The organism is Allobosea sp. GW823-FHT01F03, assembly GCF_058798075.1.
In genome coordinates, this window is the sequence record NZ_CM179505.1 from 786,063 (window position 1) to 801,818 (window position 15,756).

Annotated in this window: 15 protein-coding genes and 2 pseudogenes; 8 read left to right on the forward strand and 9 right to left on the reverse strand. The window is 64.0% G+C overall.

From position 1 onward, the window contains the following. Positions 1 to 2 precede the first annotated feature (2 nt). Complete coding sequence (locus AC3RCC_RS03695; RefSeq protein WP_492257624.1) at positions 3 to 1,025, reverse strand: HpcH/HpaI aldolase/citrate lyase family protein; 1,023 nt, start codon at positions 1,023 to 1,025, stop codon at positions 3 to 5. A 283-nt stretch (positions 1,026 to 1,308) separates the two neighbouring features. On the opposite strand from AC3RCC_RS03695, the gene AC3RCC_RS03700 reads away from it, so the two are divergent. The 7 genes from AC3RCC_RS03700 to AC3RCC_RS03730 all read left to right on the forward strand — a co-directional run bounded on the left by AC3RCC_RS03700 (position 1,309) and on the right by AC3RCC_RS03730 (position 7,100). Beyond that, positions 1,309 to 2,220 carry an SDR family oxidoreductase gene (locus tag AC3RCC_RS03700; RefSeq protein ID WP_452118442.1) on the forward strand — a complete coding sequence of 304 codons (912 nt, stop codon included), beginning with the start codon at positions 1,309 to 1,311 and terminating at the stop codon, positions 2,218 to 2,220. Positions 2,221 to 2,223: 3 nt separating this feature from the next. Next, positions 2,224 to 2,625 carry a hypothetical protein gene (locus tag AC3RCC_RS03705; RefSeq protein ID WP_492257625.1) on the forward strand — a complete coding sequence of 134 codons (402 nt, stop codon included), beginning with the start codon at positions 2,224 to 2,226 and terminating at the stop codon, positions 2,623 to 2,625. Next, positions 2,622 to 3,041, forward strand: coding sequence for a MaoC family dehydratase (locus AC3RCC_RS03710; RefSeq protein ID WP_492257626.1), 420 nt, complete (start codon positions 2,622 to 2,624; stop codon positions 3,039 to 3,041). The genes AC3RCC_RS03705 and AC3RCC_RS03710 overlap by 4 nt, the downstream gene beginning before the upstream one ends. Continuing rightward, the gene (locus AC3RCC_RS03715) at positions 3,026 to 4,189 is read left to right on the forward strand and encodes an acetyl-CoA acetyltransferase (RefSeq protein WP_291642095.1); all 1,164 of its coding nucleotides are present in this window, start codon (positions 3,026 to 3,028) and stop codon (positions 4,187 to 4,189) included. The genes AC3RCC_RS03710 and AC3RCC_RS03715 overlap by 16 nt, the downstream gene beginning before the upstream one ends. A gap of 10 nt (positions 4,190 to 4,199) precedes the next feature. Beyond that, the gene (locus tag AC3RCC_RS03720) at positions 4,200 to 4,616 is read left to right on the forward strand and encodes a Zn-ribbon domain-containing OB-fold protein (protein WP_492257627.1); all 417 of its coding nucleotides are present in this window, start codon (positions 4,200 to 4,202) and stop codon (positions 4,614 to 4,616) included. A 1-nt stretch (position 4,617) separates the two neighbouring features. Beyond that, positions 4,618 to 5,853, forward strand: coding sequence for an acyl-CoA dehydrogenase family protein (locus AC3RCC_RS03725; protein WP_492257628.1), 1,236 nt, complete (start codon positions 4,618 to 4,620; stop codon positions 5,851 to 5,853). A 74-nt stretch (positions 5,854 to 5,927) separates the two neighbouring features. Continuing rightward, positions 5,928 to 7,100 carry an acyl-CoA dehydrogenase family protein gene (locus AC3RCC_RS03730; protein WP_291642101.1) on the forward strand — a complete coding sequence of 391 codons (1,173 nt, stop codon included), beginning with the start codon at positions 5,928 to 5,930 and terminating at the stop codon, positions 7,098 to 7,100. Between the two features lie 391 nt (positions 7,101 to 7,491). Here AC3RCC_RS03730 and AC3RCC_RS03735 read toward each other — a convergent pair whose 3' ends face one another. The 6 genes and pseudogenes from AC3RCC_RS03735 to AC3RCC_RS03760 all read right to left on the reverse strand — a co-directional run bounded on the left by AC3RCC_RS03735 (position 7,492) and on the right by AC3RCC_RS03760 (position 12,772). Further along, positions 7,492 to 8,004, reverse strand: a complete 513-nt coding sequence (locus AC3RCC_RS03735) for a hypothetical protein (protein WP_492257629.1) — start codon at positions 8,002 to 8,004, stop codon at positions 7,492 to 7,494. After that, on the reverse strand, positions 7,991 to 8,203 hold the full coding sequence (locus tag AC3RCC_RS03740; protein ID WP_492257630.1) for a hypothetical protein: 213 nt from the start codon (positions 8,201 to 8,203) through the stop codon (positions 7,991 to 7,993). Before AC3RCC_RS03740 ends, AC3RCC_RS03735 begins: the two co-directional genes overlap by 14 nt. 166 nt (positions 8,204 to 8,369) lie before the next feature. Next, positions 8,370 to 9,034: pseudogene (locus AC3RCC_RS03745) on the reverse strand (transposase). 75 nt (positions 9,035 to 9,109) lie between these two features. Continuing rightward, complete coding sequence (locus AC3RCC_RS03750) at positions 9,110 to 10,027, reverse strand: 3-hydroxyacyl-CoA dehydrogenase NAD-binding domain-containing protein (RefSeq protein WP_492257631.1); 918 nt, start codon at positions 10,025 to 10,027, stop codon at positions 9,110 to 9,112. A gap of 19 nt (positions 10,028 to 10,046) precedes the next feature. Continuing rightward, positions 10,047 to 11,021, reverse strand: a complete 975-nt coding sequence (locus tag AC3RCC_RS03755) for a Bug family tripartite tricarboxylate transporter substrate binding protein (RefSeq protein ID WP_492257632.1) — start codon at positions 11,019 to 11,021, stop codon at positions 10,047 to 10,049. Positions 11,022 to 11,098: 77 nt separating this feature from the next. After that, positions 11,099 to 12,772 carry an IlvD/Edd family dehydratase gene (locus AC3RCC_RS03760; RefSeq protein WP_492257633.1) on the reverse strand — a complete coding sequence of 558 codons (1,674 nt, stop codon included), beginning with the start codon at positions 12,770 to 12,772 and terminating at the stop codon, positions 11,099 to 11,101. A gap of 114 nt (positions 12,773 to 12,886) precedes the next feature. On the opposite strand from AC3RCC_RS03760, the gene AC3RCC_RS03765 reads away from it, so the two are divergent. Then, positions 12,887 to 13,579: a GntR family transcriptional regulator gene (locus AC3RCC_RS03765; RefSeq protein WP_291642109.1), complete on the forward strand. Its 693-nt coding sequence runs from the start codon at positions 12,887 to 12,889 to the stop codon at positions 13,577 to 13,579. A gap of 145 nt (positions 13,580 to 13,724) precedes the next feature. Here AC3RCC_RS03765 and AC3RCC_RS03770 read toward each other — a convergent pair. Together AC3RCC_RS03770 and AC3RCC_RS03775 are read right to left on the reverse strand one after the other, a co-directional pair. After that, a pseudogene (locus tag AC3RCC_RS03770) lies at positions 13,725 to 14,478 on the reverse strand (IS5 family transposase). Positions 14,479 to 14,581: 103 nt separating this feature from the next. After that, on the reverse strand, positions 14,582 to 15,739 hold the full coding sequence (locus AC3RCC_RS03775) for a CaiB/BaiF CoA transferase family protein (protein WP_492257634.1): 1,158 nt from the start codon (positions 15,737 to 15,739) through the stop codon (positions 14,582 to 14,584). Positions 15,740 to 15,756 lie beyond the last annotated feature (17 nt).

Genomic DNA, 15,756 nt, shown 5'->3' on the forward strand with positions numbered 1-15,756 from the left:
CATCAGATTCCCTCCGACGGCCTGATGCCGGCGAGCTCGGCCTGATCGATCGTGCGCTGGACGAGACGCACGGTGGCCACGTCCACCATCTGCCCGTCCACCTGGATGGCTCCCAGCCCCTGTGCCTGCGCGTCGCGATAGGCTGCGACGGCGCGGTAGGCGCGGTCCACCTCGTCCTGCGTGGGGCTGAACACCTTCTGCGCGATCGCGATCTGGCTAGGGTGGATCGCCCATTTGCCGACAGCGCCCAGCTGCTTGGCACGGACGCATTCCGTCTCGTACCAGTCGCTGTCCTTGAAGCTGACGAATGGGCCGTCGACCGGATCGAGACCGAAGGTGCGGGCGGCGATGATCATCTTGTAGCGGGCATAGTGCCAGATGTCGCCGGGATAGCCGCTATCGGCGGAGATCGCGCGCGGATCGATGCCCTGCGAGGCGGAATAGTCGCCCATGCCGAAAATCAGGGCCTCGAGACGCGGCGATGCGCCGGCGATCTCCTCGACGCGCATGATGGCCTCGGCCTCCTCGATCAGCACCTCAATGCCGATCCTGTGCGGCAGGCCGAGCTTCGTCTCGATCTGCGTCAGCAGCCGGTCGACGAAGCGCACATCGCAGGCGCTGCGCACCTTCGGCACCAGGATCGTGTCGAGATTGGCGCCGGCGCCCTCGACGACCGCAATGATGTCTTCATAGGCATAATGGCTGTCGAGGTCGTTGATGCGCACGCAGCGCACCGAATGGCCAAAGTCGAGCGAGTTCAGTGCGGTGACGATCAGCGCGCGGGCCGACACCTTGGCGTTGGGCGCAACGGCGTCCTCAAGGTCCAGGAAGACGTGATCGACGTCCATCGCCGCGGCCTTCGCCAGCATCTTCTCGCTGGATCCCGGGACGGCCAGTTGGCAGCGCCGCAAGCGCTTGATTTTGCTTACCATGACAGCTTCTCCCACTGTGACGCCAGCGCTCTGGCGGCCGGTATTACGGCGCGACATTCGGAGTCCGCTTGTGCCGCGCTGTACCGGAACCATTTTGTTATAAAACTAACTATAGTTAGAAAAGAAAAGGGTAAAGCCCCAAAATGGCAGGCACGGCGCCTCGGTGTGTTCGGGCCGGCATGACGAAATTGCGGGCCGGTGGGATAGGCTGTTGCATCATTTTCAAACGCATGTTAGTTATATTGATGTGCCGCAGAGAGCCCCTCTGAGATCGAGAGCGGGTTCCTCAAGGACGGCAGGGAGTGCAGGGGCCGCCCGTCTGAAGGGGCGACGCTGCACCGGGGTGCAGGCAAATCCTGAGGGCTGAAATACGCATATGCCGAAGATGCTCGAAAACAAGGTCGCACTCATCACCGGCGCCGGTCGCGGCATCGGTCGCGAGATCGCGTTGATGATGGCCCAGCGCGGCGCCCGGGTCGTGGTGAACGATCCCGGCGTCTCGCTGGACGGCAAGAATGAAACAAATGCGCCGGCTAATGAAGTTGTCAACGATATCGTGTCCGCCGGCGGCGAGGCGGTGGCGGATTTCGGCAGCGTCTCGGAATCGGCGTCTGCGCGGGCGATGGTGCAGCGCGCCGTCGATACATTCGGCCGCATCGACATCGTCGTGAACAATGCCGGAATCCTGCGCGATGCCTTCTTCCACAAGATGACGGATGAGGACTGGGACACCGTCATCAAAGTGCACCTCTATGGCAGCTTCTATGTCAGCCGGGCCGCCGCCGAGCATTTCCGGAGGCAGGAGAGCGGTGTCTTCGTCAACATGACCTCTACGTCGGGGCTGGTGGGCAATGTCGGCCAGGCCAATTATTCGGCGGCGAAGCTCGGCATCGTCGGTCTGTCCAAGTCCCTGGCGCTCGATATGGCCAGATTCAATGTCCGTTCGAACTGCATCTCTCCGTTCGCGTGGAGCCGGATGGTCGGCTCCATCCCGAACACGCCCGATCAGGAGGAGCGTCTCAAGGGCCTGAAGATGCTCACGCCCGACAAGATCGCGCCGGTGGCGGCCTTTCTTGCGAGCGACGCCGCGAGCGAGGTCACCGGCCAGATCTTTGCGGTTCGCGGCAACGAGATCTTCCTGATGAGTCAGCCGAGGCCGTCGCGCTCGGTGCACCGTTCCGAAGGCTGGACCCCGGAGACGCTGCGCGACCACATGCTGCCGGCCCTGCGGCCGTCCTTCCTGCCGCTGGAGGTGTCGCGCGACGTGTTCCCCTGGATGCCTGTCTGAGAGATGGCGGAATATCGTCGATATGCGGATGTTTGCGTCGGCGACGTCTTTCCGCCGCAGCCGCTGGCCTTCCGGATCGAAGCGCATGTCGTCGATCGCTTTCTGGCGGCGACCGACAGTTTCAGCGAGGGCCCCCGACGGGTCCCGTCGATGATCGCTTCCGTCTATCTGATCGACCTGCTGACGGCGCGCCGCAGCCCGCCGGGCGGCATTCATGCGAAGCAGTCGATCCGCTTCCATCGGGCGGTCCGGATCGACGAGATCCTGTCGATCCAGGCCGAGGTCGTCGAGAAGTACACGCGCAAGGACCGACCCTATGTGGTGTCCGATTTCCGCGCCTATGGAGACGATGGTGCGCTGGTCGCAACCGGGCGCATAACCTCGATCTGGGGGCCCGACCAATGACGGCGGCGTCGCTTGCGCTTGTTCGCACGGTCGATCAGGCGACCATCGACCGGTACGCCCAGGCATCGGGTGACTTCAATCCGATCCACGTCGATCCGGTTTATGCGGCGAAGAGCCCGTTCGGGCGAACCATCGCCCACGGGCTCATGACGCTGGCCTATGTCGCCGACATGCTGAACCGGTGGAGCGGCGGGCGTTTCGACGAGGCCGGCGAGATCGAGGTCACCTTCGTCGGGCCCGTCTTCGTCGGCGATACCGTCGAGATCAGCGGTGTCGCCGAGGAGCATGTCGAGCGCGACGGGCAGGAATGCCTTCGCATCAAGCTGCGCGTGACCGCCGGCGAACGCCTGATCCTCACCGGGTACGCCATCCACCTCGATACGAAAACTGGAAGCTCAACATGCGCGAAGCTGTGATTGTCGGGGTCGGCGACGTCCCCCTGGAAAATGGCCGGGTCGTCGGCGGCGGGTCCGTGCTGCAGGTCCAGGCCCGTGCGGCAAAGGCCGCGCTCGATGATGCGCGCATCCCGATGCGCGATGTCGACGGTCTTCTGGTTGCCGGCCTCTGGGCCGTACCCGGCCCCGGCCAGCTGCCATCGCTGACGCTGGGAGAGTATCTCGGCATACATCCGCGCTTTGCGGACACGACCAATATCGGCGGATCGGCCTTCGAGGCGCATGTCGCTCACGCGGCCATGGCGATCGAGAAGGGCTATTGCGACGTCGCGCTCATCGTCTACGGCTCGATGCAGAAGAGCGAGCGCAGCCGCACGCTGGGCGGGCGCCCGTCCATTCTGACGATGCAGTTCGAGAACATCTGGGGCATTCCGGCGCCGGTCGGCGGCTATGCCCTCGCCGCGCGCCGGCACATGCACGAGTTCGGCACCACGGAGGAGCAGCTCGCCGAGATCGCGGTCGCGACGCGCCATTGGGCCAGCCTGAATCCGGCAGCGATGATGCGCGACCCGATCACCGTCGACGATGTGATGGCATCGACGCCGATCTCGGATCCGCTGAAACTGCTCGATTGCTGCCTCGTCACCGACGGTGCCGGCGCCATCGTGATGACGACGGCGGAGAATGCCAGGGCGCATGGCGTGAAGCCGATCCATGTGCGCGGCTATGGCGAGGCGCATACCCATTGGTCGATCGGTGCGATGCCGGATCTCGCCCGGCTCACCGCCGCGGAGATGGCTTCGAAACGCGCCTTCGAGATGGCCGGTATCGGCCATGACGCGATCGATGTGGTCGAATGCTACGACTCTTTCACCATCACGGTGCTGATGACCCTGGAGGCGCTGGGGTTCTGCAAGCCCGGCGAGGGCGGAGCGTTCGTCTCGGGCCAGAGGACGGCTCCTGGCGGCGCCTTCCCGCTCAACACCAATGGCGGCGGGCTCTCGTTCTGCCATCCCGGCATGTACGGCATCTTCCTTCTCGTGGAAGCCGTCCGCCAGCTGCGCGGGCAGTCCGGCGCACGCCAGGTGGCGGATCCGTCCATCGCGCTCGTCCACGGAACCGGCGGTACGCTGTCATCCGGCGCGACCGTGATCCTCTCGAACAACTGAGCGCCCGGCCATGACGGACACCTACGAAAAGCCCAAGCCGGTCATCGACCCCGGCAGCGAGCCCTTCTGGAATGCGACGAAGCAGCATCGACTGTCGATCCCGCGCTGCAAGGCGTGCAATCAGCACCACTTCTATCCGCGCGAACTGTGCCCGCACTGCCATTCGGACGAGCTTGAATGGACCGATGTCTCGGGGCGCGGCGAGATCTACTCCTACACCATCGCGCGCAAGCCCGCCGGCCCGGCCTTCGCGGCCGACGTGCCCTATGTGGTCGCCATGATCGCCCTCGATGAGGGCCCGCGCATGCTGACCAATATCATTACCGCCGATGTCGACAGCGTGAGGATCGGAGATCGTGTTCGCGTGAAGTTCGACGATGTCGCGGCAGATCTGACGCTTCCGAAATTCGTTATCGAGAAAGAGTGACATGAATCTGTCGTCCTTGCCCGAAGACGTCGTCCAGGTCGGCGAAAGCCTGATCCGTTTCGTGGAACAGGAGATCGTTCCTATCGAGACGGCGAACAAATCGATCTTTGCCTCCGAGCGGACGATGTTCGACGAAACCGGCCGCTTCACGCCGGCAGTCGAGGCGCTCAAGCGCGAGGTGCGTATGAAATCGGCCGAGGCCGGCTTCTACACGATGTTCGGTCCGGAAGAGATCGGCGGGGGCGGGCTCGGTCCGCTTGCATCGGCGTATCTCAACTGGCTGTTGGCAGCTCATTGCGGCCCCGGTCGCACGCTGATCCATCCGGTGGTTGTCCCTTCGCCCTTCACCAATGGACTGTCACCGCTGCTGACCTTCCTCGACGCCGATGTGCGCGCCGGCCATCTGCAGCAGATAGCGTCCGGCGAGAAGACGCTGTGCTTCGGCCTTTCGGAGCCGGATGCCGGTTCGGATGTGTTCAGTATCAAGACCCGCGCCGTGCGCGACGGAGATGACTGGGTCATTTCCGGCTCGAAGCAATGGATCACCAACGGCCCCTATGCTGACTATGCGATGATCTTCGCGATCACGGATCCCGAGCTGTTCGCGCAGCGTAAGGGCGGCATAACCGGCTTCTTCGTCGACACGACATGGGCAGGTTTCAGCGCTGTCTCCACGATTCCGATCATGGGACATTTGGGGGCCGAGATCGGCATCCTGGCCTTCGACGGCCTGCGCGTGCCCGACCGTTACCGGCTTGGTGCCGTCGATCAGGGCCTGAAAGTCGCCCTCAAGGGTGTGAATACCGGCCGGCTTGGCATGTCCGCCACCTGCGTGGGGCTTGCGCGCTGGGCGCTCGTGCAGGCGATCGAATATGCGAAAGTGCGCAAGACGTTCGGCAGGCCGATCGCCGAGCACCAGGCCGTGCAGATGCTGCTCGCCGAAAGTGCCTCGGACATCTATGCCGCCGAGACGATGCTCGTCGACTGCGCGCTGAGGCTCGAGCGCGGCGAGCGCGCGCTAGCCGAGACGTCGCTCGTCAAGCAGCATTGCACGGACAGTTCCAACCGCGTCTTCGATCGCTGCATGCAGGTGCATGGCGGAATGGGACTGACCAACGAGCTGCGGCTCGAGCAGGGCTACCGCTTCACGCGCTCGATGAGGATTCCCGACGGCACGAGCGAGATCCAGAAGCGAACCGTCGCCCGCGATCTCATCGCAAACGGCATCACGTTCTGAGCGGGGCCAGCGCGATCGTTGCGCCGGCCAGCAACAGTTGATCGAAACCGGATCGTAGCAAGGATTGCGCCAAAATGTCCGAATTGTCCGAGGAACGCCGGCTGATCCAGAGTTCGGCGCGCGAATTTACCCGCGAAGTCGTTCGTCCGATCGCCGACCGGCTCGATCCGGTCAAGGGGGAGATTCCCGCAGAGCTTATCGAGCAGATGGCGGAACTCGGCTATTTCGGGATTCTAATTCCTGAGGAATATGGCGGCCTCGGCCTCGGCGCCTTCGAGTACTGCCTCGTTGCGGAGGAGTTGGCGCGCGGCTGGATGAGCGTTGCGTCGCTGATCGCACGCGGAAACGCGCTGATCGGGTCGCTCAAGGCGATGACACCAGAGCAGAAGACGGTCTACCTGCCACGCATGGCGCGGGGTGATTTCCTCGGCGCATTCTCGCTGTCGGAGCCCGATGCTGGTTCGGACGTGGCAAACATCTCGTGCCGGGCGACGCGCGTCGGCGACGAGTGGGAAATCTCCGGCAACAAATACTGGTGCACCTTTGCGGACGGCGCCGACTTCATCATGGTGTTTGCCCGTACGGAAAAGACCGTCGATCCCAAGGCTCCCCATCGGGGCATTTCGGCCTTCATGGTCGAGAAGCCGCGTGGCCAACTGCCGGAGGGGGTGTCGGGCAACACGATACCCAAGATCGGCTATTTCGGTTGGTCGACATGGGAACTGGCCTTCGACAAGTGCCGGGTGCCGGCGGCCAATCTGATTGGCGAGGAAGGACGCGGCTTCTATCTTGCGACGGCCGGGCTCGAAACCGCGCGCGCTCATACGGCAGCCCGTTCGATCGGATTGGCGCAGGCTGGCCTGGATGATGCGGTCGGCTATGCGCAGCAGCGTCGCCAGTTCGGGCAGGCAATCTCCTCATTCCAGGCGATACGCTTCAAGATCGCAAACATGGCTACCAAGATCGAAGCGGCGCGCGCGCTAATGTACTCGGTCTGCAACAAGATCGATCAAGGCGAGCGCTGCGACAAGGAAGCGTCGATGGTGAAGCTCTTCGCCTCGGAGATGTCGGAGCGCGTGACCAGCGAAGCGCTGCAGATTCTCGGTGGTGGAGGCTACACGACCCTCAATCAGGTCGAGCGCCACTGGCGAGACGCAAGGCTGACCAAGATATTCGAGGGGACGTCGGAGATACAGATGCGCATCATCTCCGACCACATCCTCGGGCGAATCCGCGACGCGTCCTAGCTGGATCGCCTTCTCGCTTAGCGGCGGCCAAGTCGTTGACTGCGTGGCCGGAGCGGCACTGCCCAAGCAGTGCCGCCGGCGCGTATCCTCGATGGCGACAAGGACTACGACAGCAATGCCTTCCGCTGGCTGCTCAAGGAGAACGGCACGAAAGCGTATGTTGTGATGTTCTGAAACGAGCCGCACCCGCGACATCGCGGATTCAAACCACATTCGCTATGTTGATTTTTGCCTGCGAACATAGAAATTATATCGTTAGTTCAATTATATAGGTGTTCGCAGTTTTGTTCGGAATGGCGCGCCACCTTCCCTTCCAGAGGGAATGATTTCAAAGCCTTAGCTCCCTGATTTGCTAACCGCCGGTTTCAGGGTAGCAGATTTTGTTCCCTGTTCACTCTCCTGAAGTGCCCGCATGGCCTTGTTGGAGAGTAGCTACTGACTGGCCGCCTTCGTGTAGAGGTTCACCTGAGCGTCGGTCGTATGGCCGGTGATCGCGACGATCTTCTTGTTCGTGCATGCGGTCGGACATGTCGCCAATGATCGCCTTTGCGTGCTTGCGCTCGAAACCTCGCACGGGACGATGGCCGTGCTTCTCCCGAAAGGTGTCGAGCTGCCGCCGGACAACCTTCTGTGTCGTTTCGCCGAGGCTCTTGAACTCCGGGGCCTTGAAATACTTCCAGATGAGATCGGACATGCTGCCGGGAATGGTGCGGGCGGCACCGATCTCCATGGGCTTCGGCAGGGTTCCGGCCTTGGCCTTGTGATAGGCGGTCCGGAACTCTTCCGAATATAGCGGGCAGGGTAGGGCCACCTTCGGGAAACCCGGCCGATTGAAGTAGATGCGCTCCGTGCCGTGACGGTCCTTGTAGACGTGGAGGTACTGCGGGCGCTTATGCTTCGCCATGGGTCAATACCTCGTCCCATGAATTGGTTTCGAGCGTGCCGAGGGCCTTTTCCCTGATCTCCGCGTGCTTCTTCGTCATGATGCGGAACGTGCCGTCAGGGTGATGCTTCACCGATACGGGCTCTTCGCCCATGTCCTTCATGAGCTTCCACATGGCTTTCACGTCAGCGCGGCTATGGGTGGCGGCCTTCTTGGGCATCACGAGGCCTCCCCGGTCTGGTCGAGGATGTGAGCGTGTTCCGCTCCTCCGGCCTCTTTAAACAAGCGAAGCGCTGCCCTCCTCGCGAGGACGTAAGTCTTGAATGCCTGATGCTTCCCGCTCTTGCGTACCCTGAATAGCCCCGAGTTTCGTTGGCGCCATCGGGCTACGTATCGTGCTGCCGTTTGTACTCGACGGGTGACAGCATCCCGTTCCTGACGTGCTTGCGCTTTGGGTTGTAGAACATCTCGGTGTAGTCGAACACGTCCTGCCTTGCCTCTTCGCGCGTCCGGTAGGTTTTGCGGCGGATTCGCTCGCGGTTGGCGCAACTGGTCTCGCCCTGATCGAGCAGGTCGTCATGCAGCTTGCGGTAGCCATAGACCCGGCCGCTCTCCTTCCAGGCCTTATCGAGAAGCTCGATCTGGCGCGCATCCTCCCGAGCTCTCCGGCTCAACGGGTTCTTCAGCCAGGCATAGAAACCGCTGGGCTGGATGCGCAGACAGCGACACATCGCCCGCACCGGGAATTGGCGGCGATGCTCGGCCACAAACGCGTATCTCACTTTGCATCCTTGGCGAAATACGCGGTGGCTTTTTTTAGGATGTCGCGCTCCCCGGTGACCCGCGCCAGCTCCGCCTTCAGACGGCGGATCTCCGCAGCCTGGTCAACACCAGCCGGGGCCGGTGGCTTCGAGAACTTCCGCTTCCAGGCGTAAAGCGAGTGCTGGCTCACGCCGAGCCGCTTGGACACCTCTGCAACCGGGTAGCCCCGCTCCGTGATCCGCGCGACCGCGTCACGCTTGAAATCGTCCGTGAAATGTCCGGGCCCCATAATGGCCTCCTTGCCTCAAAACAAGGGAAGAAGGCGTCCAGAAATCTAGGGGCTATTCTATCATGGCGTGTCCGGTTACTCGCTGACCAGCGTGCGCGCCTTCAACAGGGCGAGCAGGCCCTCGTCGCGCCGCGCCTCCAGCTCGGCGATCGAGCGGCCGCCCGCTTCCTCCGCCACGCCGGCGATGATCTTTGCCTGGACATCGGTGTCGAGCGAGGGACTGCCGAGCGACTGCCAGCGCCGCACCTGGCTCGGTCCGAGATGGGCGAGGTAGCCGGCGATGCCGCCTTCGCCCCCGCCGAGGTGATAGGTCATGTGCGGTCCCATCAGGGCCCAGCGCAGGCCTGGGCCGTTGCAGAGTGCGGCATCGATATCGGCGACGCTGGCGACGCCCTGTTCGACCAGATGCACCGCCTCGCGATAAAGCGCCGAGGCGAGGCGGTTGGCGATATGGCCGGGCATTTCGCGGTTGAGGATGACCGGGCGTCGTCCGAGCGCGCGATAGAATGCTGCCGCACGGGCGACGATCAGGGGATCGGCTCCGACGATCTCGACCAGCGGCACGAGATGCGGCGGGTTGAACGGATGCGCTACGATGATCCGCTCGGGCTGCGCGCAATCGGCAACGATGGCGCTGCGGACCAGTGCCGATGTTGAACTGGCGATGACGACCTCGGACGGAAGCAGGCCGTCGATTTCGGCGAGCAGCCTGCGCTTGACGGCCTCGTTCTCCGGGCCGTTCTCCTGAACGAAACCGGCGCCTTCAAGCGAAGCCGCAAGATCGTCCGAGAAGCCGACGGCGCCGGAGCCCGTCAATCCGAGTTCCGCCAATTGCGCCCGCGCCCGCTCGACATAGCTCAGGAAGCGCGCCTCGGCCTCGGGATTGGGGTCGTAGGCGCAGACGCGGATCCCATGAGCGCTGGCGAGGGCTGCCCAGCTGGCGCCGATCATGCCGGCCCCGACGATCGCGAGGCGCTTGACGGTTTCGCTCATCGGTTGCGCCCCGCGCTCGTCACTCGGGCTTGATGCCGCTTGCCTTGATCAGCTCGGCCCATTTCGTGATCTCGCTTTCGATCAGCTTCGACGCCTCGCTCGGCGTGCTCGGCTTCGGGTCGACGCCTTGCAGCGCGAGCGCTTCCCTCACCTTCGTGCTCTGCAGCGCCTTGTTCAACTCGGCGTTCAACTTGTCCAGAACCGGTTGCGGCGTGCCTGTCGGGGCGAGCAGGCCGAACCAGGACGAGACCTCGAAGCCGTCCAGCCCCTGCGAGATCGCGGTCGGCGTCTCCGGCATGAAGGGCGAAGCCTCCCGGCCGGTGGTCGCGATGGCGCGCAGCGAGCCCGCTTTCACATGCTGGAGGACGGCAGGGATGGTATCGAACATGATCTTGACCTGGCCGCCGACCATATCGGTCATCGCCGGCCCAGAGCCGCGATAGGGCACGACCGGCATCTTGGTGCCCGCCTTCAGGTTGAAGAGTTCGCCCGAAAGATGCTGAGGCGAACCCTGGCCCGAAGAGGCGTAGGAGAAATCGGACGGATTAGCTTTGATGAGCGCGACCAGTTCGGGCACGGTCTTGGCCTGTACTGAAGGATGGACGACCAAAGCGAGCCCGACATTGCCGGCAAGTCCGACGGGCACGAAATCCTTCTTCAGGTCGAAGCCCGGCTTGGCCTGGAAACTCATATTGATCGAGTGGCTGGTCAGCGCGCCGAGCATCAGGGTGTAGCCATCGGGCGTCGCACGCGCGGCGGCCTGTGCACCGACGCTGCCGCCCGCGCCTGCCCGGTTTTCCACGACGACGCGCTGGCCGAGGCCGTTCGACAGTTCCTCGGCGACGACGCGGCCGATGATGTCGGTGGCGCCGCCAGGCGCATAGGGCACGATCAGGGTGATCGGCTTCTGCGGGTAGGCCTGCGCGAAGGCCGTAACGGGAAGAGCCAGCGAAAGGCCGGCGAGCGCGCCGATCAGGTGGCGACGGTCGAGCATGGGGTTATCCTCCGGAAGTGATCGCGCGGGCCGGTTGGCTCCAGCCTCGTCGGGAACTTTTGGGCCAGGGCGGCCGATCAGCAGAAATCGAAATCGCAGCCCTCGTCGGCCTGCAGGACGGTCGTCAGATAGAGGTGACGATAGCCGCGCGTGGCCTCGGAGAGATGCGCCGGCGGCTGCCACTCGGCCTTGCGCCGCTCGAGTTCGGCATCCTCGACCAGGAGCGCGATCTCGCGAGCCTCGACGTCGAGGCGGATCATGTCGCCATCGCGGACGAGCCCGAGCGGGCCGCCGACGGCCGATTCCGGCGTGATATGCAGCACGATCGTGCCGAAGGCGGTGCCGCTCATCCGGGCATCGGAGATCCGGACCATGTCCTTGACGCCGGCCTGGGCCAGCTTCCTGGGGATCGGGATATAGCCCGCTTCCGGCATGCCGGGCGCGCCCTTGGGACCGGCATTGGTCAACACCAGGACGTCGTCTGCCTTCACGTCGAGGTCGGGATCGTCCATCCGCCGGACCATGTCTTCGACCGAGGCGAAGACGACCGCACGCCCGGTGTGTTTCAGCAGCGCAGGAGAGGCCGCGGAGTGCTTGATCACCGCGCCGCCGGGCGCGAGATTGCCGCGGAGCACGGCCATGCCGCCGGTCGGCTTCACCGGGCTCGCGGCGGTGCGGATGATGCTCTGGTTCGGCACGTCCTCGGCTGCGTCGGCGACCTCGCCGATGGTGCGTCCGTCGATCGTCGGAGCCGAGCGGTCGAGATGGTCGCCGAGCTCCTTCATCAGCTTCGGCACGCCGCCGGCCCAATGGAAGTGCTCCATATAGTGGTCGCCGGAGGGCTTGAGATCGATCAGCACCGGGACCTTGCGGCCGATCGCGTCGAATTCCTCGAGGTCGATCGAGAGGCCCGCGCGACGCGCGATCGCGGCCAGGTGCACGAGGCCGTTGGTCGAGCCGCCGATCGCCTGAAGCACGGTCAGCGCATTTCGGAAGGCGGTTCCGGTCAGGATATCGCTCGGCTTCGGCCCGCCCTTGGCGAGCCTGACCGCCTCGCGCCCGCTGGCTTCGGCGGCGCGGATACGGTCGGCATGGGTGGCGGGGATGGTGCCGGAGCCCGGCAGCGCGATGCCGAGCGCCTCGACGAGGCAGCCCATGGTGCTGGCCGTGCCCATGACCATGCACGTGCCCTGCGTCGGCGCGAGCCGTCCGCTCAGCACTTCGATCTCGGCCTCGTCGATCTGGCCGGCGCGGTGCTGGCCCCAGAGGCGGCGGCAATCGGTGCAGGCGCCGAGCACCTCGCCCTTGTGATGGCCGACGAGCATCGGGCCGGTGATCAGCTGGATCGCCGGGATGTCGGCGCTGACGGCGCCCATCAGCTGGGCCGGCACCGTCTTGTCGCAGCCGCCGATCAGCACGACGGAATCGCAGGGCTGGGCCCGGATCATCTCCTCGGTGTCGATGGCCATGAGGTTGCGCAGGAACATCGAGGTCGGGTTGGCGAAGGATTCGTGGATGGAGATCGTCGGGAACTCCATCGGCAAGCCGCCCGCCAGCATCACGCCGCGCTTCACCGCCTCGATCAGCCGCGGCACGTTGCCATGGCAGGGATTGAAGTCGCTGAAGGTGTTGGTGATGCCGATGATCGGCCGGTCGAGCGCATCGTCCGAGAAGCCCGCGGCCTTGATGAAGGCCTTGCGCAGGAACAGGGAGAAGCCGGGATCGCCATAGGTCGCAAGATTGCGGCGCATGCCACGCGCCGCGGGCTTCGATGATCGGGTATCGTTCTCGGACGCGCTCATGGCGCCAGCAGAATGTTCGGCAACAGGATTGTCAACAATTATGTCGAGGCGCTATAAACTGGCATGGCCGTGACCGCCCTGAAAGCTCAGACCGCCGAGCGCGTTCGCGGCGTTGCCGCGACGCTCGAGGAGGAGATCGTTCTCGGCTGGCTCATGCCGCGCGAGCGCCTGATCGAGGAGGAACTGGCCGAACGGCTCGACGTAAAGCGGCATGTGGTCCGCGAGGCGTTGGCAGAGCTGGAGCGCGTAGGCCTGGTCGAACGCGTCCCGAACCGCGGCGCTTTCGTAAAATTGCTCGATCCGGTCGAGGTGCGGCAGATCTATCTGGTGCGCGAGGCGCTGGAGACGCTCGCGGCCGAGCAGATTCCCTTGTCGGCGCCGGATGGGCTGCTGTCGCAGCTGGAGAAAATCCAGGGCGTTCACAGTGCCGCCGTTGCGTCGGGCGATGCGCGTGCTGCCTTCCGCGCCAACATGATCTTCCACGAGGCCTTGTTCGCCGCTTGCGGCAATCCTCATCTCGTCGAACTGATCCAGACCATGGCTCAGAAGGTTCACGGCGCGCGTTCGATCACAGCTGCCAGCGCGGAGCACCTGGCGCTCGCGCGCGACGAGCACCTTGGAATGATCGAAGCGATCAAGGCTGGAGATAGGCTCCGTCTGGTTGCTCTTTGCCGCAAGCACCTCGGACCTTCACGAGATGCTTACATTGCAGCGGCAGAGGCGCGTTTCGCGCGCTCGAAGCCCATCACCCGATAACTGCCTCCAGGAATGGTCAGGCTCTGTCGCCAGGAAGCAGACCACGCTTCGACTGCTTAAGATAGGAGCTGCCCCTCCCCAGGGCCGGCACTGCTCAGACCCAGGCCATCTGAGGCGGTTGGGGGCTAGGCTGAGGACTTGTTGATCAGAGCCAGAAGATGACAGCTGCAGCGATGCAGATGGCTGAGAAGAAGGTGTGGACGCATCGGTCATAGCGTGTCGCGATGCGTCGCCAGTCTTTGAGCTGGGCGAAGAGGTTCTCGATCCTGCGGCGTTGGCGATAGAGCGTTCTGTCGTAAGCGTAAGGGATTTTCCGGCTCCGGCTCGATGGAATGCAGGGCTGGATGCCTTTGGCGCTGAGTGCCTGGCGGAACGCGCGCTGTCGTAGCCACGGTCAGCGATGAGGGTTTTGGCCGGCGGCAGGGCGTCGAGCACGAGAGTTGCGCCCTGGTGATCGGTCATCTGGCCTTTCGAGAGCAACATGACGATCGGGCGGCCCTCGCCATCGCAGACGGTGTGGAGCTTGGAGTTCAGCCCGCGCTTGGTGCGCCCGATACGGCGGGGAACAGCCCCTTTTTGAGCAGGCTCGCCGCCGCGCGGTGCGCCTTCAGATGTGTCGCGTCGATCATGATCCGCTCCGGCTTGGGTCCTTCGCCGGCGAGCCCGGCGAAGATGCGGTCGAAGACGCCAAGTCGGCTCCAGCGGATGAAGCGGTTGTAGAGCGTCTTGTGCGGACCATAGCCCTTGGGCGCGTCCTTCCGCTGCAGACCGTTGCGGATGACGTAGACGATGCCGCTCATCACGCGACGATCGTCGACCCGCGGCATCCCGTGCGAGAGTGGAAGATTTGTCTCGATCCGCGGCATCTGGCGTTCGCTTAGCAGAAACAAATTACCCATCACGCCGTCGTCCCAGGCACCGTGAATAACACATCAAGTCAAATTAATCGGTCCTGAGCTCAGATGCCGTCAGTCAACGCCGGCGCATCCTTGCCATGCGTCGTCACGAACGCGCCGCGTGTTTCCTCAGCTCCGCACCCGGATTCAGCAGTTCGACCGTGTGCTCTCCCAGTTGCGGGGGCGGCCGGCGAACCTGACAGGCGCGCTCCTTCAGCTTGATGGGGAAGCCCAGCATCCGGACAGTGTCATGCGCGGCAGTCGGCACGTCGATCGCCATCTTCTGCGATGCGATCTGCGGGTCCGAGAAAACCCCCTTGAGATCATAGATCGGCCCGCAGGGGACACCGGCGGCATTGAGCCGTTCGATCCAGTCGGTGGAATCGCGCTCGCTCAGTTTTTCCTCGACCAGCTCCCGCAGCCTGCCGCGATGCTCCACCCGGCGGAAATTATCGGCGAAGTCCGGGTCGTTCTTGACCTTCGGCAGGTCCAGCGCATCCATCAGGCGACCGAAGAAGACGTTGTCGCTGGGCGCGATCGCGATCTGACCATCGCGTGTCCTGAAGAGACCATAGGGCGAGGCGATCGGATGGTCGTTGCCGGTTCTGGGCAGGACCTCGCCGGTCGCGAAGTAATGCGAGGCCGTATAGGCGAGCAGGCTGACCATCGAGTTCGTCAGGCTGACATCGACCCGCTCGGCGCCTCCGTTGCGCTCGCGGCCGAGCAGTGCGGCGCAGAGCCCGAGCGCGCCGTAGATGCCGCAGACCAGATCGCTGATCGGCAGGCCGCTGCGCTGCGGCGGATCATCCTTGCCGCCGTTGACGCTCATGAACCCGCTCATGGCCTGCGCGATGAAATCGAAGGCCGGCCGATCGCGATATGGACCATCCGCACCGAAGCCGGTGATCGAGCAGGTGATGATGCCCGGCCTGATCTGCTGCAGACGCTCCTCGCCGAAGCCCAGGCGTTGCATCACGCCGGGGCGAAAATTATCGATCACCGCATCGGCATCGACGAGCAGCTTCTCCAGGCCGCGCTTGCCCTCCTCCGTCTTCAGATCGAGGACGACCGAGCGCTTGTTGCGGTTGAAGGATGCGTAATACCAGCTCAGGCCATTGCGGCCGCTGCCCTGCGTGCGTAGCGGATCGCCCTCGGGCGGTTCTACCTTGATGACGTCGGCGCCCAGATCGGCCAGCAGCATCGTGCAGAACGGACCGGAGATGACGCGCGTGAGATCGACGATTCGTAGGCCGGTCAACGGCATTTACAGCCTCTTTGGGA